Source organism: Burkholderia sp. BCC0405 (assembly GCF_902833075.1).
Taxonomy (GTDB): domain Bacteria; phylum Pseudomonadota; class Gammaproteobacteria; order Burkholderiales; family Burkholderiaceae; genus Burkholderia.
This window is the reverse complement of sequence record NZ_CADFEO010000020.1, coordinates 116245-138035: the sequence shown is the minus strand read 5'-3', so window position 1 is coordinate 138035 and position 21791 is coordinate 116245. Positions and strand designations below refer to the sequence as shown.

General features: G+C 69.0%; 19 protein-coding genes. 7 read left to right on the top strand and 12 right to left on the bottom strand.

The genetic code is table 11. From position 1 onward, the window contains the following. Window positions 1-52 precede the first annotated feature (52 nt). The 3 genes from gcvP to HWX36_RS28230 all read left to right on the top strand — a co-directional run bounded on the left by gcvP (window position 53) and on the right by HWX36_RS28230 (window position 5693). Window positions 53-2980 carry an aminomethyl-transferring glycine dehydrogenase gene (gene gcvP / locus HWX36_RS28240; protein WP_175956724.1) on the top strand — a complete coding sequence of 976 codons (2928 nt, stop codon included), beginning with the start codon at window positions 53-55 and terminating at the stop codon, window positions 2978-2980. Window positions 2981-3131: 151 nt separating this feature from the next. After that, window positions 3132-4274, top strand: a complete 1143-nt coding sequence (locus tag HWX36_RS28235; protein ID WP_175956722.1) for an alginate lyase family protein — start codon at window positions 3132-3134, stop codon at window positions 4272-4274. Window positions 4275-4304: 30 nt separating this feature from the next. Then, window positions 4305-5693, top strand: a complete 1389-nt coding sequence (locus HWX36_RS28230; protein ID WP_175956720.1) for an L-serine ammonia-lyase — start codon at window positions 4305-4307, stop codon at window positions 5691-5693. Between the two features lie 67 nt (window positions 5694-5760). On the opposite strand, the gene HWX36_RS28225 is transcribed toward HWX36_RS28230, so the two are convergent. The 4 genes from HWX36_RS28225 to HWX36_RS28210 form a co-directional block, all read right to left on the bottom strand. Further along, a complete protein-coding gene (locus HWX36_RS28225; protein WP_175956718.1) occupies window positions 5761-6162 on the bottom strand; it encodes a type II toxin-antitoxin system VapC family toxin in 402 nt (133 codons plus the stop codon). After that, entirely contained in the window at window positions 6162-6398 is a 237-nt protein-coding gene (vapB, locus tag HWX36_RS28220) for a type II toxin-antitoxin system VapB family antitoxin (RefSeq protein WP_175956716.1), read from the bottom strand. The genes HWX36_RS28225 and vapB overlap by 1 nt, the downstream gene beginning before the upstream one ends. 250 nt (window positions 6399-6648) lie before the next feature. Further along, the gene (locus tag HWX36_RS28215; protein WP_174922196.1) at window positions 6649-6933 is read right to left on the bottom strand and encodes a type II toxin-antitoxin system RelE/ParE family toxin; all 285 of its coding nucleotides are present in this window, start codon (window positions 6931-6933) and stop codon (window positions 6649-6651) included. After that, window positions 6930-7391, bottom strand: coding sequence for a hypothetical protein (locus tag HWX36_RS28210; RefSeq protein ID WP_175956707.1), 462 nt, complete (start codon window positions 7389-7391; stop codon window positions 6930-6932). The genes HWX36_RS28215 and HWX36_RS28210 overlap by 4 nt, the downstream gene beginning before the upstream one ends. Before the next feature lie 280 nt (window positions 7392-7671). Here HWX36_RS28210 and HWX36_RS28205 point away from each other — a divergent pair, with 280 nt between their 5' ends. Then, window positions 7672-9375, top strand: coding sequence for a thiamine pyrophosphate-binding protein (locus HWX36_RS28205; RefSeq protein WP_175956705.1), 1704 nt, complete (start codon window positions 7672-7674; stop codon window positions 9373-9375). After that, a complete protein-coding gene (locus HWX36_RS28200; RefSeq protein ID WP_175956703.1) occupies window positions 9372-10469 on the top strand; it encodes an ADP-heptose--LPS heptosyltransferase in 1098 nt (365 codons plus the stop codon). The genes HWX36_RS28205 and HWX36_RS28200 overlap by 4 nt, the downstream gene beginning before the upstream one ends. Window positions 10470-10711: 242 nt before the next feature. On the opposite strand, the gene HWX36_RS28195 is transcribed toward HWX36_RS28200, so the two are convergent. From HWX36_RS28195 to HWX36_RS37365, 4 genes are all read right to left on the bottom strand, one after another. Then, complete coding sequence (locus tag HWX36_RS28195; RefSeq protein WP_175956701.1) at window positions 10712-11746, bottom strand: helix-turn-helix domain-containing protein; 1035 nt, start codon at window positions 11744-11746, stop codon at window positions 10712-10714. A 216-nt stretch (window positions 11747-11962) separates the two neighbouring features. Next, window positions 11963-12517 (bottom strand): hypothetical protein, encoded by a 555-nt coding sequence (locus HWX36_RS28190; RefSeq protein WP_175956698.1) that lies wholly within the window; start codon window positions 12515-12517, stop codon window positions 11963-11965. 315 nt (window positions 12518-12832) lie between these two features. After that, window positions 12833-14359: an aldehyde dehydrogenase family protein gene (locus HWX36_RS28185; protein WP_175956696.1), complete on the bottom strand. Its 1527-nt coding sequence runs from the start codon at window positions 14357-14359 to the stop codon at window positions 12833-12835. A 136-nt stretch (window positions 14360-14495) separates the two neighbouring features. Continuing rightward, window positions 14496-14654: a hypothetical protein gene (locus tag HWX36_RS37365; protein ID WP_244136532.1), complete on the bottom strand. Its 159-nt coding sequence runs from the start codon at window positions 14652-14654 to the stop codon at window positions 14496-14498. A 27-nt stretch (window positions 14655-14681) separates the two neighbouring features. Between HWX36_RS37365 and HWX36_RS28180 the strand changes: the two genes are divergently transcribed. Then, window positions 14682-15110: a pyridoxamine 5'-phosphate oxidase family protein gene (locus HWX36_RS28180; RefSeq protein WP_244136531.1), complete on the top strand. Its 429-nt coding sequence runs from the start codon at window positions 14682-14684 to the stop codon at window positions 15108-15110. A 99-nt stretch (window positions 15111-15209) separates the two neighbouring features. Here HWX36_RS28180 and HWX36_RS28175 read toward each other — a convergent pair whose 3' ends face one another. Continuing rightward, a complete protein-coding gene (locus HWX36_RS28175) occupies window positions 15210-16823 on the bottom strand; it encodes an MFS transporter (protein ID WP_175956692.1) in 1614 nt (537 codons plus the stop codon). 155 nt (window positions 16824-16978) lie between these two features. On the opposite strand from HWX36_RS28175, the gene HWX36_RS28170 reads away from it, so the two are divergent. Next, entirely contained in the window at window positions 16979-17863 is an 885-nt protein-coding gene (locus HWX36_RS28170; protein ID WP_175956690.1) for a LysR family transcriptional regulator, read from the top strand. Between the two features lie 63 nt (window positions 17864-17926). On the opposite strand, the gene eutC is transcribed toward HWX36_RS28170, so the two are convergent. The 3 genes from eutC to eat form a co-directional block, all read right to left on the bottom strand. Then, entirely contained in the window at window positions 17927-18718 is a 792-nt protein-coding gene (eutC, locus tag HWX36_RS28165) for an ethanolamine ammonia-lyase subunit EutC (RefSeq protein ID WP_175956688.1), read from the bottom strand. Beyond that, a complete protein-coding gene (locus HWX36_RS28160) occupies window positions 18715-20112 on the bottom strand; it encodes an ethanolamine ammonia-lyase subunit EutB (protein ID WP_175956686.1) in 1398 nt (465 codons plus the stop codon). The genes eutC and HWX36_RS28160 overlap by 4 nt, the downstream gene beginning before the upstream one ends. Window positions 20113-20202: 90 nt before the next feature. After that, window positions 20203-21615 (bottom strand): ethanolamine permease, encoded by a 1413-nt coding sequence (eat, locus tag HWX36_RS28155; protein WP_175956684.1) that lies wholly within the window; start codon window positions 21613-21615, stop codon window positions 20203-20205. Window positions 21616-21791: the final 176 nt, after the last annotated feature.

Sequence of the window (21791 nt, the reverse complement as noted above, 5' to 3'; positions counted from 1 at the left end):
ACCGCGCGGGGCCGGCCAGCCGCCCCGTCCCGCGCGGGACCAGAGTCACGCCATGAAGCTCGAACACCCGGACCGCCTGATGAACCGCACGCCCCTCTCGCTCGCCGCGCTCGAAACGCACGACGCGTTCGCCGAACGCCATATCGGCCCCGACGCCGCCAGCCAGCAGGCCATGCTCGACACGCTCGGCTTCGCGTCGCGCGCCGCCCTGATCGACGCCGTGATCCCGGCCTCGATCCGTCGCGCCGAAACGCTGCCGCTCGGCCCGTTCGCGCAGCCGAAGAGCGAGGCCGAAGCCCTCGCCGCGCTGCGGGTTCTCGCGGACAAGAACCAGGTGTTCCGCTCGTACATCGGTCAGGGTTACCACGACACGCACACGCCGGCCGTCATCCTGCGCAACGTGCTCGAAAACCCGGCGTGGTACACGGCCTACACGCCGTACCAGCCCGAAATTTCCCAGGGCCGCCTCGAGGCGCTCCTGAACTTCCAGCAGATGGTGGCCGACCTCACGGGCCTCGCGATCTCGAACGCGTCGCTGCTCGATGAAGCCACCGCCGCCGCCGAAGCCATGACGCTGCTGCAGCGCACCGGCAAGCCGGCGTCGAACGTGTTCTACGTCGCCGACGACGTGCTGCCGCAAACGCTCGAAGTGATCCGCACGCGCGCGCTGCCGGTCGGTATCGAGGTCAAGACGGGCCCGGCCGCCGACGCAGCACAATCGAATGCATTCGGCGTGCTGCTGCAGTACCCGGGCGTGAACGGCGACGTGCGCGACTACCGCGCGCTCACCGAAGCGATCCACGCGGCCGGCGGCCACGTGGTCGTCGCAGCCGACCTGCTGGCCCTCACCGTGCTGACGCCACCGGGCGACTGGGGCGCGGACGTCGCGATCGGCAACACGCAGCGCTTCGGCGTGCCGATGGGCTTCGGCGGCCCGCACGCCGCGTATCTCGCGGTGCGTGACGAATTCAAGCGCCAGATGCCGGGCCGCCTCGTCGGCGTGACGGTCGACGCGCAGGGCAAGCCCGCGCTGCGCCTCGCGCTGCAAACCCGCGAACAGCACATCCGCCGCGAGAAGGCGACGTCGAACGTGTGTACCGCGCAGGCGCTGCTCGCGATCATGGCCAGCATGTACGCGGTCTACCACGGCCCGCACGGACTGAAGACGATCGCGCTGCGCGTGAACCGCATCGCGGCGCTGCTCGCCGCGGGCGTGAAGCAGCTCGGCTTCGCGACCGTCAACGACACGTTCTTCGACACGCTGACGATCGACACCGGCGCGCGCACCGCGCAGGTTCACGAATTCGCGAAGGCAAAGCGCATCAACCTGCGCCGCGTGAGCGCCACGCAAGTCGGCGTGTCGGTCGACGAAACGACGACGCGTGACGATCTCGCCGATCTCCTCGCCGTGTTCGCGCAAGCCGCGGGCGGCACCGCGCCGGCCGTCGACGCGCTGGACGCGGGCCTCGCCGGCGTCGCCGCGCTGCCGGCCGGCCTCGAGCGCACGAGCGCGTACCTGACGCACCACGTGTTCAACCGCCACCATTCCGAAACCGAAATGCTGCGCTACCTGCGCAGCCTGTCGGACAAGGATCTCGCGCTCGACCGCTCGATGATCCCGCTCGGCTCGTGCACGATGAAGCTGAACGCGACGTCGGAAATGCTGCCGGTCACGTGGCCCGAATTCGGCCGGATCCATCCGTTCGCACCGGCCGAGCAGACCGTCGGCTACCGCGAGATGATCGACCAGCTCGAGCAGATGCTCGTCGCGGCCACCGGCTACGCGGCCGTGTCGCTGCAGCCGAACGCGGGCTCGCAGGGCGAGTACGCGGGCCTGCTGATCATCCACGCCTACCACGCGTCGCGCGGCGAAGCGCACCGCGACGTATGCCTGATCCCGGCGTCCGCGCACGGCACGAACCCGGCATCCGCGCACATGGCCGGCATGAAGGTCGTGGTCGTTGCATGCGACGCACAAGGCAACGTCGACATCGCCGACCTGAAGGCGAAGGCCGACGAGCATTCGAAGGATCTCGCGGCGATCATGATCACGTATCCGTCGACGCACGGCGTGTTCGAGCAGAACGTGCGCGAGATCTGCGAGATCGTCCATGCGCACGGCGGCCAGGTGTACGTCGACGGCGCGAACATGAACGCGATGGTCGGCCTGACCGCGCCGGGCCAGTTCGGCGGCGACGTGTCGCACCTGAACCTGCACAAGACCTTCTGCATCCCGCACGGCGGCGGCGGCCCGGGTGTCGGCCCGGTCGCGGTCGGCGCGCACCTCGCGAAGTTCCTGCCGAACCAGCGTTCGACCGGCTACACGCGCGGCGAAGACGGCATCGGCGCGGTATCGGCCGCGCCGTACGGCTCGGCGTCGATCCTGCCGATCTCGTGGATGTACATCGCGATGATGGGCGCGAAGAACCTGACCGCCGCGACGGAAACCGCGATCCTCAACGCGAACTACATCGCGAAGCGCCTCGCGCCGCACTACCCGGTGCTGTATTCGGGCCCGGGCGGGCTGGTTGCGCACGAGTGCATTCTCGACCTGCGTCCGATCAAGGAATCGAGCGGCATCACCGTCGACGACGTCGCGAAGCGCCTGATGGACTACGGCTTCCACGCGCCGACGATGAGCTTCCCGGTGCCGGGCACGCTGATGGTCGAGCCGACCGAATCGGAATCGCAGGAAGAACTCGACCGCTTCATCGCCGCGATGATCGCGATCCGCGACGAAATCCGTGCGGTCGAGGAAGGCCGCGCCGACCGCGAGGACAACCCGCTGCGTCACGCACCGCACACGGCAGCCGTCGTCACCGCGAACGAATGGCCGCACGCGTACTCGCGCGAGCAGGCTGCGTACCCGGTCGCGTCGCTCGGCACGAACAAGTACTGGCCGCCGGTCGGCCGCGCGGACAACGTCTACGGCGACCGCAACCTGTTCTGCTCGTGCGTGCCGATGTCAGAATACGCATAACGCGCGCCAGGCCAGGAGCCGTCCGATGGCAATCGCACCGCACGCAACTCCGTGTTGCGTGCGGTTTTTGCATTCGCCGCCCGAACCGGTGCGCGTTCGCCCGCCAATCCGGCTAACATCACACGCGATCCAGCCAATGAAGGAGTTCCGCATGGTGCGTCCGATGTTTCCGGGCCAGGGTGCAATGCAGAGCCGGCCGCGCACGCGCGCACGCCGGTTCGCGCCGATGCTCGTCGCGTCGCTGTCGTTTGCCGCCGCAGGTCTCGGCGCGTCCGGCAGCGCGCGCGCGGCGATGAATTTCTGCGCGGCGCCGGCACTGCAGGCGAGCGAGACGACCCAGGCCGAGCCGGGCGTCCAGGCGCTGATCCGCAGCGTCGACGCGCGCATCGGCGAGCAGCCGAAGGCCATGCCGCGCGTGCACACCGAGGGCACGCTGCCGCACGAAGGCATCTACGACCAGAGCGTCGACGCGCTGAAGGATCTCGACCTGGTGCGCGACGCCGCGCTCGCGTGGCGCGTGACGAACGCGCCGCGCTACCTGCAGCTCGTCGACCGCTTTCTTTCCGCGTGGGTCGCGACCTACCAGCCGAGCTTCAACCCGATCGACGAGACGCGCTTCGACAGCCTGATCGTCGCGTACGACATGACCGCGAGCGCGCTGCCAGTGAAGACCCGCAACGCGACGGCCGCGTTCATCGCGCAGCTCGGCGCCGGCTATGTCGCGCAGATCGATGCGCAGAAGCGCCCGCTCACCGGCACCTGGCGCAACAATTGGCAAAGCCACCGGATCAAGCTGATCGCGCTGTCCGCGTTCACGCTCGGCGACCGCAAGATGATGAACGCCGCGCAGCGGCTGTTCGTCGAGCATCTTGCCGACAACATCGGCCCGGACGGCAAGACGTGGGACTTCGAGGAACGCGATGCGCTGCACTATGCGGTGTACGACCTGCAGCCGCTGGTGACGGCCGCGCTCGCCGCGCGCCGCTTCAACCGCAACTGGCTGCGCGAGCGCGGCGCGAACGGCGCGACGCTCGCGGCCGCGCTCGACTGGCTCGTGCCGTATGCGCTCGGCGAGAAGACGCACGAGGAATTCGTGAATTCGCCGGTGCCGTTCGACGCGAAGCGCCGCGAGGCCGGCCTGCCGGGCTACACGGGGCAGTGGGACCCGAAGAACGCCACCGAACTCTTTCATCTGGCCGCGCGGCTCGACGGGCGCTATGCCCGCGTCGCGCAGCAGCTTTCCCCAACGCCGCCCGCATGGCTCGCCGCGTGCCTGCCATTGCAGGCGCGCTAGCACTACTCTTAAAGCAAGGCAGAAAACAACATGGCAGTCAGCGTCTTTGACCTCTTCAAGATCGGTATCGGTCCGTCCAGTTCGCATACGGTCGGGCCGATGCGCGCGGCGCTGATGTTCGTCCAGGGCCTCGAGCGCGACGGGCTGCTCGACGCGACGGCCCACGTGAAGGTCGAGCTGTACGGCTCGCTCGGCGCGACCGGCAAGGGCCACGGCACCGATCGCGGCGTGATGCTCGGCCTGCTCGGCGACGCGCCCGACACCGTCGATCCCGACACGATCGACGCGCGGCTGGAAGACGTCCGCAAATCGAAGCAGCTCGCGCTGCTCGGCACGCATCCGGTGCCGTTCGTGCTGAAGGAGAACATCGCGTTCTACCGCCAGGCGCTGCCCGAGCACCCGAACGGGATGAAACTGCGCGCGTCCGACGCGAGCGGCGCGGTGCTGGTCGAGCGCACCTACCTGTCGGTCGGCGGCGGCTTCGTCGTGACGGCCGGCGCACCGAACACGAAGGTGCTGAGCGCGGCCGAGCAGATGACGCACCCGTTCCGCACCGGCGCCGAGCTGCTCGCGCTGACCGAGTCGACCGGCAAGTCGATCGCGCAGCTGATGTGGGAAAACGAGCGCGCGTGGCACACCGAGGAAGAGACGCGCGACGGCCTGCTGAAGATCTGGGCCGTGATGCAGTCGTGCGTGTCGCGCGGCTGCGGGATCGGCAACCCGGAAGCCGACGGCAACCTGCCCGGCCCGTTCCAGGTCAAGCGCCGCGCGCCGCAGCTGTACCGCACGTTGACGGGCAGCCCGGAGCGCGCGCTGCAGGATCCGCTGTCGATGATCGACTGGATCAACCTGTACGCGATCGCGGTCAACGAGGAAAACGCGGCCGGCGGCCGCGTCGTCACCGCGCCGACCAACGGCGCGGCCGGCATCATCCCGGCCGTACTGCACTACTACACGCGCTTCACGCCCGGCGCGAACGAACAGGGCGTGATCGACTTCCTGCTGACGGCCGCCGCGATCGGCATTCTTTACAAGCTGAACGCGTCGATCTCCGGTGCGGAAGTGGGCTGCCAGGGCGAGGTGGGCGTCGCGTGCTCGATGGCGGCCGGCGCGCTCGCGGCCGTGCTCGGCGGCACGCCGCAGCAGGTCGAGAACGCGGCCGAGATCGGGATGGAACACAACCTCGGCCTCACCTGCGACCCGGTCGGCGGGATGGTGCAGATCCCGTGCATCGAGCGCAACGCGATGGCGTCGGTGAAGGCCGTCAACGCGGCGCGCATGGCGCTGCGCGGCGACGGCTCGCACTACGTGTCGCTCGACTCCGTGATCAAGACGATGCGCGAGACGGGCGCCGACATGAAGACGAAGTACAAGGAAACGTCGCGCGGCGGGCTCGCGGTGAATATCGTCGAGTGCTGATGCCGACGCCGGCGGCCATGCGGGGTGGATCGATATCCCGCCAGGCCGCCGGGCACGGTCCCGGACACTAATCGTTCAGCCAGTTCTCCAGTCGCAACCCCGGATAGCTGACGAAATCCCGCGCGTTGTTGGTGACGAGGGCGACATCGAGCGACACCGCATGCGCGGCGATCAGCTTGTCGAGGTGGTCCTTCTTCCGCTCGCGCGTTGCGTCGCGGACCGGACCATACGCGTGCGCAGCCGCGACGTCGAAAGGCGCGACGGGAATATCCTCGATCAATGCGGCGAGGTTGCGACGCTCCCGCGCGGGATTCGCACATGCGGTCACGCCGTACTCGAGTTCGGCATAAGTGATCGCCGACATGACGACGTCGCCGGTGTAGCACTGCGCAAATCGTTTCGCCACCTGCTCCGGCTGATTTTTCATCAGATAGATGCACATGTTGGTGTCGAGCATGTAGCGCGGCATCACAAACCCTCGCGTTCGGCCTGCTCATGCTCGCCACGCCCTTCGGTCATGAAGTCCGGCCCGAATTTCGCGAATTTCTCGAGTACCCGAGTCAGGGGTCGCCGCATCGGCCGAATGCGGATTTCGTCACCGACGCGCTCGATTTCCAGCTCGATATCGCTGCGTTCATAGGCAAGGTCCGCAGGAATGCGCACGGCCTGCGAGTTGCCGTTCCGAAATACCCTCGTGGTGTGCATGTCGATCTCCCATTCGGATGTACGCCGGATGTACGTTAGGTCATTTCCGATCTCTTGTAAATCCATGTGTGTACATGACGATCCGTTCGGCAGAGGTGTGTTCAATGGGTCGTGCCTCGATCCGTAAGCGAACACTTGCGCCGCCATCTTTCCCCTCCCGTCATGGTGTTCCTCCGGTGCTTGAGGGCTCGATTCAGCCCCGTTCCAACATTTGGTGAATAGCGTCGAGCACCGAGCCCGGGGCCATGCGTCACGGCCACTGCCGCCGCGCATGCAAGACGCGGAGAATCTCCACAATGTTGTCGGCCGGCCGGATGCGATATACGAGCACGTAGTTCGGTGCGACCACCAGCTCGCGCGTGCCCGCCACGCGCCCTTGCCGATACAGTTCGGCGCGCGCGGGCAACGCCGCGGCGCGCTCCTCCAGCCGCTCGTCCAGCTCGAGCGCGGCCAGCGGGTCATGCCGGCCGATGTAGTCCATGATCGCGGCGCGGTCCTCGCACGCCTTAGGATGCCAATGCAGCGCGAGGGTCAAACAGCATTACCCCGCTTGCCCGCGATCCGTTGACGCAGCGCGGCACGGCGCGACGCAAACTCTGCGCTGACCTCGGCATCGGGAATCGACGGGCGCGGATCGTCCAGCGCCTGCTGCACCTGCTCGCGAAACCAGCGGTCGTGGACAGCCGCTTCATGGGCCGCTTTCAGCGCGGCCGCACGATCGGGCCGGGTCGCCCGGCCGGCTGCATCCGGGTCGAAATCCGACGTGTCAACATCGAACCGGCTGATGCCGATATCGCGCAGAAATCCGACCAGCGTTTCAAAACGACGGAACACGCGCACGTCGCCGCGCTTGGCCGACAGGAGCCGTTCGCTTGCGCCGCAACGGGCCGACACGGCCCAGCCGTTGCCGCAGCCGATCACCCGCGCGGCGCGCACCGCACCGGCCTCGACGAGCTGGACGAGGGTCTTTTGATCAATCGTTTCGGTTGCCATGACGGATCCTCGATCCCGTTAGTCATTCTGGAAAATTCTACTATTGAACGGGCTCCCGTTTTATTATTACTTGGGAGGCACGACATCGATGATCGAGACCCGTATTCGTCTCGACATCCGTAGCCCTCAATTCTCACCGTCGAGCAATCACGCACAAGCTGGCCGTTCGGCCAACCGAAGCCAGCGCGCACGCGCCGAACCGCCCCGCGTTCCGACACTTTTCACCGCCCCGCCGACAGGCGTAAGCTGTACGTCCCGCTACCCAGGGAGACGGCAGCCCATGTCGCATTCCAAGGATCTCGAGCAGCCCGCCACCACCGGCGCGCGACTGCTCGTCGATGCGTTGCTCGCCAATCACGTCGAACGCGTGTTCTGCGTGCCGGGCGAGAGTTTCCTCGCCGTACTCGATGCGCTGGCGGACGACACCGCCCGCATCCAGACGGTCGTCTGCCGCCACGAGGCGGCCGCCGCGAACATGGCCGAGGCCGTCGGCAAGCTGACCGGCCGCCCCGGCATCGCGTTCGTCACGCGCGGGCCCGGCGCGACGCATGCGTCGATCGGCGTGCACACCGCGTTCCAGGATTCGACGCCGATGATCCTGTTCGTCGGCCAGTGCGCACGCGAGCACCTCGACCGCGAAGCCTTCCAGGAAATCGACTACCGCCGGATGTTCGGCCAGATGGCGAAATGGGTCGCGCAGATCGACGATCCGCGCCGCATTCCCGAATACCTGAGCCATGCGTTCCACGTCGCGATGTCCGGCCGTCCCGGCCCGGTCGTGCTCGCGCTGCCCGAAGACGTGCTGTCCGAAGCGTGCGCGCCGCAGCCCGTCGTGCCGGCCGCGAAACGTGTCGCGGCCGCGCCGTCGGCCGCGCAGCTCGACGAACTGCGCGAGCGGCTCGCGCGCGCGGAACGGCCGCTGGCGATCGTCGGCGGCAGCGGCTGGACGCCCGACGCGTGCGCGAACCTGCGCACCTTCGTCGAGCGCTGGCAATTGCCGGTCGCGTGCGCGTTCCGCTACCAGGACACGATCGACAACGCCCACCCGCACTATGCGGGCGACGTCGGGCTCGGGATCAACCCCGCACTCGCGAAGCGCATCCGCGACGCCGACCTGCTGCTCGTGATCGGGCCGCGCCTCGGCGAAGCGACGACGGGCGGCTACACGCTGCTCGACATCCCGAAGACGCGCCAGACGCTGATCCACGTGCACCAGGGCGCGGACGAGCTTGGCCGCGTGTATGCGGCCGACCTGCCGATCGTGTCGGGCATGCCCGAAATCGCCGCGCCGCTCGCCGCGCTCGAGGCGCCCGAGCACCCCGCCTGGGCCGGCACCGCCGCCGACGCGCACCGCGCGTATCGCGAATGGCATGCGCCGCTGCCGATGCCCGGCGACGTCCAGCTCGGCGACGTGATGGTGCAGTTGCGCGAGCGCCTGCCGCACGACGCGATCCTCACCAACGGCGCCGGCAACTATGCGATCTGGCTGCATCGCCACTTCGCGTACCGGCACTTCCGCTCGCAGCTCGCGCCGACGAGCGGCGCGATGGGCTACGGCGTGCCGGCTGCGCTTGCCGCGAAGTCGCTGTACCCGTCGCGCGCCGTCGTCGCGCTCGCGGGCGACGGCTGCTTCATGATGGCCGGCAACGAGCTCGCGACCGCGATGCAGTACGGGCTGAACATCGTCGTGATCGTCGTCAACAACGGGCATTTCGGCACGATCCGCATGCATCAGGAGCGCAACTACCCGGGACGCGTGCATGGCACGGGGCTCACGAATCCCGATTTCGCCGCGTATGCGCGCGCGTTCGGCGCGCATGGCGAGACCGTCGAGCGCACCGCCGATTTCGCGCCCGCGCTCGAACGTGCGCTGACCTGCGGGCTGCCCGCACTGATCGAAATCCGCATCCCTCAGGACGCCAGCACGCCGGCCGCGACACTCGAGCAGATCCGCGAACAGGGCCGCCGCGCGCGCGGCGGATGAAGGTGGACACGCACGCCGCGCCGCCCGACGTCGCGCTCTCGCACGACGACGCACTCACGCTCCCCGGCACGCTGCTCGCACCGGACGGCAGGTTCGTCGCACCTTACGACCTCGAGCACGGCGGCGCGCGCGCCGTCGGCCACGTGCCGGCCACGGCCGCACGCGGGCTGCTGCACGCCGCGCACCGGCCGTTCCGGCTCGACTACGACAGCGCACGGCACGTGCACGTGATCAACGGGATGGGCGTCACGCTCGGCGACTCGGTGATCGGGCTCACCGCCCTCGCCGCGCTGCGCGCCGCGCACCCCGGCCTGCGCTTCACGCTGTACCGGCCAGCCCGCGCGCCGCGCTATGTCGACGCGCTGTATGCACTCGCGGCCGACATCGTCGCGCCGTCGCGCACCCTGCCGCACCCCGCCGACGCGCTGCTGGCGGACGCGCCGTGCATCGACGTCGGCAATCACCTGTACTGGCCCGCGTTCGCGCGGCTGCCGATGATCGATTTCTTCCTCGACGCGCTCGGCGTCGAGCCCGCGTCGGTGCCGGCAGCGGCCAAGCGCAACCGCTGGCTCGCGCGGCTGCCGCTACCTGCGTTGCCTGCGCCATGGCAGCGCCCGTACGTGCTGTTCTGTCCCACCGCGAGCACCGCATTGCGTAGCGTGCCGCCCGCACTGCGGGCAACGTTCGTCGAGCAGCTCGCGCAGCGCTACGGATTGCCGGTGGCCGGGTTCGGGCCCGTCGCGCATCCCGCCTATGTCGACGTGAGCGCCGATGCGGCCGACGATACGGCCCGGTTCATCGCATGGGTCAAGGGTGCCAGCCTGCTGTTCACGCCCGACACGGCCGCGCTGCATCTCGCCGACGGCTTCGACGTGCCGACGCTCGCATGCTTCACGACGATCGGGCCGGCGCTGCGCGTGCGCGACTATCCGCATTGCGTGCCGGTCGCGCTCGACGTGCCCGCCGAATTGCGCGGGCTGCATCGCAGCGAGCGCCCGGCCGATCTCGCGACGGTCGAGGCGGCCTATCGCGCGATCGATTGGGATGCGGTGGCGTGGCCCGCGCCGCGCGAGGCGGCGGCTACGGCCGATTAGGGAAGCAGGGTGCGGCGGGCAGCGGCGACGCCGAAAACGCGCTGTGTGTCCGCGCCGCCTGAGCCTGAGCCTGAGCCTGAGCCTGAGCCTGAGCCTGAGCCTGAGCCTGAGCCTGAGCCTGAGCCTGAGCCAGAGCCAGAGCCAGAGCCAGTGCCAGTGCCAGTGCCAGTGCCAGTGCCAGTGCCAGTGCCAGTGCCAAAGTCTGCGTCGAAACCGGAACCGCTTCGACTACCGCCCCACACTCACCCCACCGCCACCATCCCCGCGCGATCGCGCAGCGTCTCAGACGGCCGCTTGCCGAACAGCCGCCGGTAATCGGTCGCGAACTGGCTGAGGTGCCAGAAGCCCCATGCCTCCGCCACGTCCTGCACCGAACCGGCCGCGCGGCCGCACAGGTCACGCCGCGCACCGTTCAGCCGCAGCGTGCGCAGGTAGGTGGCCGGCGCCATGCCGAGCACGTCCTGGAAGCAGTACTGCAGCGTGCGCCGGCTCACGTGCAACTGCTCGCACAGCTCGGGCACGCCGACCGGGCGCGTACGGTGCGCGAGCACGTACTCGCGTGCCTGTTCGACGATCCAGCGCCGCATCGATGGCGCGCGGCCGGCGTCGTCGTCGGCCGGTTGCGCGCACGCATCGAACAGCGCGGCCAGCACCTCGGCCTGCAGGTCGTCGCGCTGCGCATCGGCCAGCGGGCCGGCCATCGCCACCGCACCATCGAGCCGGCGGCCGAGCAGCGCGCACAGGCGCGCGAGCCGCGCATCGCCGACCTGCATCACGCGCTGCGTGAACAGCCGCTCGTCGAGCGCGCGGCGCTCGACCTCCTCCGCATAGCGGCGCAGCACGTCGCCGCGCACGACGACCCCGTAGATCGAGAACTGCGCGGGCGTCACCAGTTCGAATTCGACATTGCCGGGCCGGAACGCAAGCGCACCCGGCCCGATGCGGCACGCATCGACGCGCGCGGTGCCGTCGCACACGAGCGGGATGCCGAACCAGTACGCATCGCCGCGCACCTCGCACGCCTGGCGCAGCAGGTGGCTCGTCGATTCGCGAAACAGCTTCATCGTGTCGAGCGGCAACTCGGTCAGCGTGCCGACGAAGCGGCCAGCCGCGAGCTGGTCGTAGGTCTGCCGCCAGCCGATCAGGTTGCGCGCCTGCTCGTCGGCGTCGTGCGCCACGCTGACGACCGCCTGCCCGGCCAGCGCATCGTCGCCCTGCGCGTTGCGCCGCGTGTCTTCGGCCGTCGGTTCTTCGCTGCACGCCACGTGTTGATCCATCGTGTCCTCCCTCACCTGCCCGGAACCCCGCCTGTCACGCAAGTCCCGTGCCGAACGATGCACGACCTGCGCAAAGCCCGTCATTCGACGCTGCGCGGCCTGCGCGCGCCATGCAGGCGTACCCAAACGCCCTGCCGTACGCACCCCGCCAGTGCGGCACGCGCCACGCCGGCGCACCCGGTGCGCTCCGCCCCGCCGGCGACACGCGACGGCCGGCTAGCCACCGCTCGCGGGCCGCAGCCGCACGACCCGCGTGCCGCAATTGCCGTACGCCTGCGCGACCGCCAACTCGACGATCGCGCTGCCGGCCGGCCACGGCGCCGCGTCCGCATCGGACAGGTCCGTGCGCAGCGTCGCGCGCCCGTTGATCCGGTAACGGATACCGCGCATGAAGTCGACGAACAGCAACCCGACGCCGCTGCCATCGCACCGCGCAATGTCGCCCCGGCCGTCGTCGCCCTCACCGTACACCGGCAGCACGAAGCGCAGCGTCTTCGTATCGATCACGCGCACGACCGGCAGCAGGTCGCCGTTCGCGTCGCGCCGGCTCTGCACGATGTCGCAGGTCACGCCCGCCGGCCCGCCGCAGGCCGTGCCGACGAACATGAACGGCTGCGTCTCGATGAACTGCCGCACACCGATGGTCAGCCGGGTCGTCACGACGTCGCTCATCCGCTCGGCTTCGTCGGCGACGCCGAAGCGGTGGTGCGCATCGAGTTCACCCGCGTGGAACACGGGATGGCGCGGACGGGATCGGGGCGGTTCTGACATGGGGTTCTACGTCCGGCGCCGGCTCAACGTGCCGCCGCGAGCAAACGGCCATCGGGTTCGTTTCCGTCGAAGGCCGCGGCAATGCGCGGCCGGTGTCGGGTTGCGACTGCGAATGGGCGGAAACGGCAAATCTCCGGATCGCCGGTCGGCCATGCGGCACGCATCCGCGCACCGGTCGTCAGCCAGCCACCGTCGCCCGGCGCGACACGCGTTCGACGACCATCCGGCATCCGACGCTTCGCCGCTGACGCCGAAACTCGGCACCCCGACCGGCCGGCAACCCGCTGCCGGCCGGCCAGGACGCCCGCGCGCGGATCAGAAGAACCCGAGCGCCTCGGCCTGGTAGCTCACCAGCAGGCACTTCGTCTGCTGATAGTTCGACAGCGCCATCTTGTGCGTCTCGCGGCCGATCCCCGACTGCTTGTAGCCGCCGAACGCCGCGTGCGCGGGGTACAGGTGGTAGCAGTTGGTCCACACGCGGCCGGCCTCGACCTCGCGGCCCATCCGGTACGCACGCGTGCCGTTACGCGTCCACACGCCCGCGCCGAGCCCGTAGAACGTGTCGTTCGCGAGCTCGATCGCGTCCTGCTCGTCCTTGAACGTCATCACCGACGCGACCGGCCCGAAGATCTCTTCCTGGAACACGCGCATCTTGTTGTTGCCGAACAGCATCGTCGGCTTCACGTAGTAGCCCGTGCCGAGTTCCGCCGCCGGCGCCGTGCGCTCGCCGCCCGTCAGGCATTGCGCACCTTCGCCGCGGCCGATGTCGATGTACGACAGGATCTTGTCGAGCTGCTGCTGCGATGCCTGCGCGCCGATCATCGTCTGCAGGTCGAGCGGGTGGCCGGCCTTGATGCGCTCGACGCGCGCGACGGCCTTCTCGATGAACTTCTCGTAGATCGATTCCTGGATCAGGATCCGCGACGGGCACGTGCACACTTCGCCCTGGTTCAGCGCGAACATCGCGAGCCCTTCGAGCGCCTTGTCGAGGAACGCGTCGTCCTGGTCGAGCACGTCGGCGAAGAAGATGTTCGGGCTCTTGCCGCCCAGTTCGACCGTCGACGGGATCAGGCTGTCGGCCGCCGCGCGCAGGATGTGCTTGCCGACCGGCGTCGAGCCCGTGAACGCGATCTTCGCGATGCGCTTGCTGGTCGCGAGCGCTTCGCCCGCTTCCTTGCCGAAGCCGTTCACGATGTTGATCGTGCCGGCCGGGAACAGGTCGCCGATCAGCTCCATCAGCACCAGCACCGACGCGGGCGTCTGCTCGGCCGGCTTCATCACCACGCAGCAGCCGGCCGCGAGCGCCGGCGCGAGCTTCCACGCGGCCATCAGCAACGGGAAGTTCCACGGAATGATCTGGCCGACCACGCCGAGCGGTTCGTGGAAGTGATACGCGACGGTGTTGTCGTCGATTTCGGAGATGCCGCCTTCCTGCGCGCGGATGCAGCCCGCAAAGTAGCGGAAGTGGTCGATCGCGAGCGGCAGGTCGGCCGCCATCGTCTCGCGCAGCGGCTTGCCGTTGTCGATCGTCTCGGCCACGGCCAGCAGCTTCAGGTTCTTTTCCATCCGGTCGGCGGCGGCGAGCAGCAGGTTCGCGCGCTCGGCGACGGACGTCTTGCCCCACTTGCGGCGCGCGGCATGCGCGGCATCCAGCGCCAGCTCGATGTCGTCGGCACCCGAGCGCGGGATGCGGCAGAACGGCTGGCCGTTGATCGGCGACACGTTCTCGAAGTACTCGCCTTTCACCGGCGGAACCCACTTGCCGCCGATGTAGTTGTCGTATTGCTGACGGTACGGGTATTCGACGTCGAGGCCCAGTTGCTTCAGGTCAAACGGGTTCATACATGTCTCCTGTTCATCGTGCTTGTTTGAGTACAGCGCCGGTTGGAATTGCGCTGCCCTCGTTTACGCAACATGCGTGCCAAACCGGACGGAAACATGGCGACCCCGGCCGGCCCGCGTGCGCACCGTGCCGTGTTCACCGATGCAGCACGGCGGCTGTGCCGATTCTGAACAGCGCGACTGCGCCGCGCGCCGGGGTGGTGTTCGAAATTTCCACACTGCGCACGCGCACCTGCACGCGGAGACAGGCCACGCCGCGTGGCATGTCGCTTGCGTGCGCGATGCGCAATCCCATGCAACGGCGTGTGCGCCGGACCCCACCATGAACGACCGCGGCCCCCTGACCGACGACGCCATCGCGTTCATCCGCGAGCAGGCGTTCCTGATCGTCGCGACCGCCGACGCGGACGGCAACAGCGACTGCTCGTACCGCGGCCGCCAGCCACGCGCGGACGGCTCGTTCGAGCCGCTCGTCGACATGCCCGACCGCCGCACGCTCGTGCTGCCCGACTTCGCGGGCAACAACCTGTTCAACACGATCGGCAACCTGCTCGTGAATCCGGCCATCGCGCTGCTGTTCGTCGACTTCGTGCGCCAGACGACCTGGCTCGTGCAGGGCCGCGCGACGATCGACGAGGCGGCGGAACACCGCGCGCACGTGTGGCCCGCTGCGCGGCGCTATGTGGTGGTTGACGTGGAACGGGCGCAGGCACGGGCGGATGTGACGCTGCCGCTACTGGTGCCGGCGTGATGCGCGTGACGGATCGTCAGCGTGCGAATGCGGCGATGACGAAACAAGGCGGCACGCCGGCCGCCGTGGCCGGAGCACCCGTGCGCGACGACGCGCGGCTCAACGCCCGTGCGTCTGCGCACACGCCGCTTCGATCCGGCTGCGCACCGGCACGTCGGTATGCGCGTGCTCGTCGGTGTCGTCACCCGTTTCAGCTGCCGCCGGCCGCGCGCCGAGAAACGCAAACACCACCCCCGCGCACAGCACCGTAACGACCGCCAGCCCGGTCAGCAACCGATCGAACGCATGCGTGTAACTCGCGAGCAGCGCCGCATGCCCGACACCCGGCAGCGCCGCCGCCGCACCCGCGAGATCGCCGGTCGCGAGCCGCGCAGCCGCACGCAGCGTCGCGTCGGGTGTGCCCGCAGCACCCGCCGCCTGCGCCAACCCCGCCCGCGCGAGCGCGGCCAGCACCGCACCCACGACTGCAAGCGCGATCCCCTCGCCGGCCACGCGCGTCGTGCTGAAGATCCCCGTCGCCATCCCCGCGCGCTCCTTCGGCACGACGCTCACCGACAGCCCGTCCATCAGCCCCCACGGCATCCCGGCGCCGACGCCGATCGCGAGCATCGGCGCGATCGCCGCAGGCCCCGCGCCGCCGCGCAGCGCGATGCCCAGCCACACGAGCCCGGCCGCCGCGATCAGGAGCCCGAGCCCCGAGATCACGCCGGCCGACAGCCAGCGCGTGAGCGTCGCGGCGACGAACGGCACGACCAGCATCGGCGCGGAAATCGCGAGCATCAGCCAGCCGGCGTCGATCTCGCTGAAACCGTCGATGCCGATGAAGCGCAACGGCAACACGACGAGCAGCACGATATAGCAGCAGCAGGTCGACACCGGCAGCACCTGCACGCCGACGAAGCGCGCGATCCGGAACAGCGACAGGTCGAGCATCGGCCGCGCGACCCGCGTCTCGATCACGACGAACGCGCAGGCGCCGAGCGCCGCGCCGGCCAGCAGCGCGATCACCGGCGGGCTCGACCAGCCGCGCGCCGGCGCCTCGATCACGCCGAACGTGAACAGCGTCAGCGTGGTGGTGAACGCCGTCGTGCCGGGCCAGTCGAGCCCCGTCGCATGCGGGTCGCGCGACTCGTGCATGCGCGGCAGCCCGAATACGAGCGACAGCCCGCCGGCCACCGCGCTCGTGACGAAGATCGCGCGCCAGCCGACATGCCCGATCAGCGCGCCGGCGAGCACCGGCCCGAACGCGAGCCCGATGCCGAAGGTCGTGCCGAGCAGGCTGAATGCGCGCGTGCGCGCCGCGCCGTCGAACTCCTGCGCAAGCGCGGCCGTGCCGCCCGCGAGCGCCGCGGCTGCCGCGAGCCCCTGCGCGGCGCGCAGCAGGTCGACCGCGAGCATCGACGGCGCGAACGCGAGCGCAACCGACATCAGCGTGAAACCGCCGACGCCGATCGCGAACAGCCGCTTGCGGCCAAACTGGTCGGCCAGCGCGCCGGCCGCCATCAGGAAGCTGCCGAACGCGAGCATGAACGCGTTGGTGATCCAGTTCATCGCGACCGTGCCGCCGTGCAGGTCGCGACCGATCGCCGGCGTCGCGACCGCGCCGCCCGAAAACGACAGCGGCAGCGCGACGGCAGCCATGCAGACGGCGGCCAGCACCCACGCGCGCCGGCGCGCCGACAGGTCTGAAGCGGCTGAAAAAGGGTGATCCATCATCGCTCCTCGAAAAGCCGGCGCGGATGCGCCGCCAGAGCGACAGAAGATAAATCCGATTCAATCCGCAAAAAACCACGCAAAGTTCCGCATATAACGGACTAGAATTCCGCAATTCACTCGACTACGCGCGTTGGCGCACGCCCTTCGATTCGATGGACAACCTGACCGGCATCGTCGCCTTCGTCCGCACCTCGGAAGCGCTGAGCTTCGTCGCCGCCGGCCGCGCGCTCGGCATCTCGGCGTCGGCGGTCGGCAAGACGATCGCGAAACTCGAACAGTCGCTCGGCGTGCGCCTGTTCAACCGCACGACGCGGCGCGTCACGCTCACCGAAGAAGGGCGGCATTTCTACGAACGCTGCCAGCGGATCCTCGAGGATTTCCGCGATGCGGAAGCGACTGTCACGGCGTCGGCGCAGCGCCCGCGCGGCAAGCTGCGCGTGAGCCTGCCGGTGATCGGCTACCGGTTCCTGCTGCCGGTGCTGCCCGAATTCCGTCAGCGCTACCCGGACGTCGAACTCGATCTCGATTTCAACGACCGGATGGTGGATGTCGTCGAAGGCGGCTTCGACGCGGTGATCCGCAGCGGCCCGCTGTCCGATTCAAGCCTGATGTCGCGGCGGCTCGGCCCGTTCGCGTTCGTGCTGTGCGCGACGCCCGCGTATCTCGCCCAGGCCGGCACGCCGCGCACGCCGCGCGATCTCGAAACGCACGAGTGCGTGCGTTACTGCTTCCCGACCACCGGCAAGCTGCAGGACTGGGCGCTCGCGGCCGACGACGGCACGCCGCTGAAACTGCGCACCGCGCTGACCTGCAACAACATGGAAGCGCTGCGCGGCACCGTGCTCGCGGGGCTCGGCATCGGCTACATGCCCGACTTCCTCGCGCACGACGCGCTCGAACGCGGCGCGCTCGTCACCGTGCTCGACGACTACCGGATCGCGCCGGGGCAGTTCTCGATCGTGTGGCCCTCGAGCCGGCAGTTGTCGCCGAAGCTGCGCGTGTTCGTCGATTTCCTGTGCGAGCGGCTGTTCAGGTAGCCGCCCGCAAGCCGCTCGAACTGCGCGAATACCGCCGCGCACCAGCGGCCCGCACGGCCCGTATCAGTCCGCCCCGATCCGCTCCGCCTGCGCCTGCGGCAGCAACGCATCGCTGTCATCCTTCAGCCCGACGCCCGTCAGCCCGAGCCTGCGCGCGTGCGTCATCAGGTAATGCAGCTTGTGCGCGGCCGCCGCGTAAGGCAGCCCTTCGGGCCGCACGTTCGAGATGCAGTTGCGCAGCGCGTCGTGGCAACCGACCTTCGGCGCCCACGTCAGGTACACGCCGAGGCTGTCCGGCGAGCTGAGCCCCGGCCGTTCGCCGATCAGCATCGCGACGACCTGCGCGCGCAGCAGCTCGCCGATCTCGTCGCCGAGCGCGACGCGCGCCTGGGTCGCGACCACCACCGGGCCGATCCGCCAGCCGTCCGCATCGAGCCGCGGCCGCACCGCCTGCAGCAACGGCAACGCCTGCTTCGCGGCCGCGAACGCCGACAGCCCGTCGCCGACCACGAACACGACGTCGGGTGCGTCGTCGAGCGCCGCGCCATAGCCGGCCAGCTGCCCGCGACTGTGATCCGACAGCTTGCGGCCGAGGTCGGGCCGGCGCAGATAGTGGTCGCGGTCCGGCGCGGCGCTCTGCACGCCGAGCGTCGGTAACCCGCATGTCTCGATCTCGCGCCGCAGCGCGTCCGCATCGAGCGGCTGGTGCACCGCGTCGCGCGCCTGCGCATGCGACAGGTTGAACGCGAGCAGCGGCGCGGTCGGCAGGCTGTTGCCCGCGCGACCGAGCGCGATCCGTGCGTTCGTGAACGCCTTCAACTGCGCCCACGGGTTCTTCTCGACGGCGTCGCTCATGCCGAAATCCCCATCCAGTCGTTCGCGCCCGCGAGCAGCGGCACACGCGACGTCGCGGCGCGCAATGCACCGTGTGCGTCGGCGATCTCCATCGTTTCCAGCCACTCCTCGAATTCCGGCGCGCGGCGCAGGCCGAGCACCTCGCGCACGTACAGCTGGTCGTGGAACGACGTGCTCTGGTAATTCAGCATCACGTCGTCCGCGCCCGGAATCCCCATGATGAAGTTGATGCCGGCCGCACCCAGCAGCGTCAGCAGCGTGTCCATGTCGTCCTGGTCGGCTTCCGCGTGGTTCGTGTAGCAGATGTCGCAGCCCATCGGTACGCCGAGCAGCTTCCCGCAGAAGTGATCCTCGAGGCCCGCGCGGATGATCTGCTTGCCGTCGTACAGGTATTCAGGGCCGATGAAGCCGACCACCGTGTTCACGAGGAACGGCTCGAACTTGCGCGCCACCGCATACGCGCGCACTTCGCAGGTCTGCTGGTCGACGCCGAAGTGCGCGTTCGCCGAGAGCGCACTGCCCTGCCCCGTCTCGAAGTACATCAGGTTGTTGCCGACCGTGCCGCGCTCGAGCGACAACGCGGCCTCGCGCGCGTCGCCGAGCAGCGCGAGCGAGATGCCGAAGCTCGCGTTCGCCTTCTCGGTACCCGCGATCGACTGAAACACGAGATCGACCGGCGCGCCCTTCTCGATTGCCGCGATCGTGTTGGTCACGTGCGTGAGCACGCACGACTGCGTCGGCACGCCATAGCGCTCGCGGAACCCGTCGATCATCGCGAGCAGCTTCACGATCGCCGCGAGGCTGTCGGTGGCCGGGTTGATGCCGATCATCGCGTCGCCGCAGCCGTACATCAGCCCGTCGAGCATCGATGCGGCGATGCCCTTCACGTCGTCGGTCGGGTGATTCGGCTGCAGCCGCACCGACATCCGGCCCGGCAACCCTACCGTGTTGCGAAAGCGCGTGACCACGCGGCGCTTCCTCGCCGCCGCGATCAGATCCTGGTTGCGCATCAGCTTCGACACGGCCGCGACCATCTCGGGCGTGAGGCCCGGTGCGATCCGTTCGAGCGCCGCGCCGTCGGCCACGGGCGACAGCAGCCAGTTGCGGAAATCGCCGACGGTAAGGTGCGAGATTTCCGCGAACGCGGCAGCGTCGTGATCGTCGACGATGAGGCGCGTGACCTCGTCGTCTTCATACGGGATCACCGCTTCGTTCAGGAACGCCTTCAGCGGCACGCCCGCGAGTGCGATTTTCGCGGCGACGCGCTCCTCCTCGCTCGCCGCCGCGACACCGGCGAGCTGGTCGCCGGAACGCAGCGGGCTCGCCTTCGCGAGCAGCGTCTTCAGGTCCGCGAAGCGGTACGTGCGCGGGCCGATCGTCTCCGTATAGGACATCTGCGAGTCTCCTTGCCAAAAGCCGACGGCGCGCCCGTTCGACGGGGCGCGCCGGATGCCGTCAGGAACGGCCGTTCACCTTCGCCATGCTCATTCCTCCAGCAGCACGTCGCCCGGCGCGCTCGCGCGCTGGGAACGGGTCGCGAGGAAGTACGCGTAGCCCACCGCGAGGAAGCCGACGAACACCAGCGCGACCAGCCCGTTGAAGACCACCATCGTACCGAGACAGACGAGCGCCGCAAGAATCGCGAATGCCGGGAAGATCGGGTACAGCGGTGCGCGGAACGGCCGCGCCATCTTCGGCTGCGAGCGGCGCAGCTTGAACAGCGACGCCATGCTCACGATATACATCACGATCGCGCCGAACACCGACATCGTCACGATGTTCGCGGTCAGCGTCTGGCCGCCGAACTGGATCAGCTCGTCGCTGTAGATCGCCGCGATGCCGACCACGCCGCCCGCGAGGATCGCGCGATGCGGGGTCTTGAAGCGCGGATGCACCTTCCCGAGCCACTCCGGCAGGTAGCCTTCGCGGGCCAGCGCGAAGATCTGGCGCGAATAGCCGAGGATGATCCCGTGGAACGACGCGACCAGCCCGAACAGCCCGAGCCACACGAGCATGTGCATCCAGCCGCTGTTCGCGCCGACGATGTACTTCATCGCCTGCGGCAGCGGGTCGTTGATGTTCGCGAGCTTGGTCCAGTCGCCCGCGCCGCCGGCGAACACCATCACGCCGATCGCGAGTGCAACGAGGGTCAGGATCCCGGCGACATACGCGATCGGAATCGAGCGCTTCGGGTTCTTCGCCTCCTCGGCCGCCATCGCGACGCCTTCGATCGCGAGGAAGAACCAGATCGCGAACGGGATCGCCGCGAACATCCCGTGGAACGCGCCCACGCTGAAATGATCGACGCCCGACCAGCCGCCCTTCATGAAGTTGCTCCACGCGAAGCCCGGCGACACGACGCCCATGAACACCAGCAACTCGAAAATGGCGAGCAGCGTGACGACCAGCTCGAAGGTCGCGGCGATCTGCACGCCGACGATGTTCAGCGCCATGAACACGAGATACGCGCCCATCGCCGCATGCTTCGGTTCGAGCCCCGGGAACTGCACGTGCAGGTACGCGCCGATCGCGAGCGCGATCGCGGGCGGCGCGAACACGAACTCGACGAGCGTCGCCGCGCCGGCGAGATAGCCGCCCGTCGGGCCGAACGCGCGGCGCGCGTACGCGAACGGGCCGCCCGCGTGCGGGATCGACGTCGTCAGCTCGGTGAAGCTGAAGATGAAGGTCGTGTACATCGCCGCGACGAACAGCGCGGTGACGACGAAGCCCAGCGTGCCGGCGCTCGCCCAGCCGTAGCTCCAGCCGAAGTATTCGCCGGAAATCACGAGGCCGACCGCGATGCCCCACAGTTGCCAGGTCCCGAGCGTCTGCTGCAGCGCGGGCTGGCCGGACGACTTGGCGCCGGCGGCGGGCCGGCCATTCGACTCTGCTTTCATCGGACTCTCTCCTCAAATGCGCCGGGCCTGGCGGCCTGCGCGACTGAGAATCGATGCTAGAGAGTCATTAAACGACGTGTTATCGAAATTCGGCAAAGATCGCGGCTGACATTTCGCTGACGGAAATGCCGGCCCGGCCGGCCATGCGACGCGCGCCGATGTGCCGGGCGCGCACG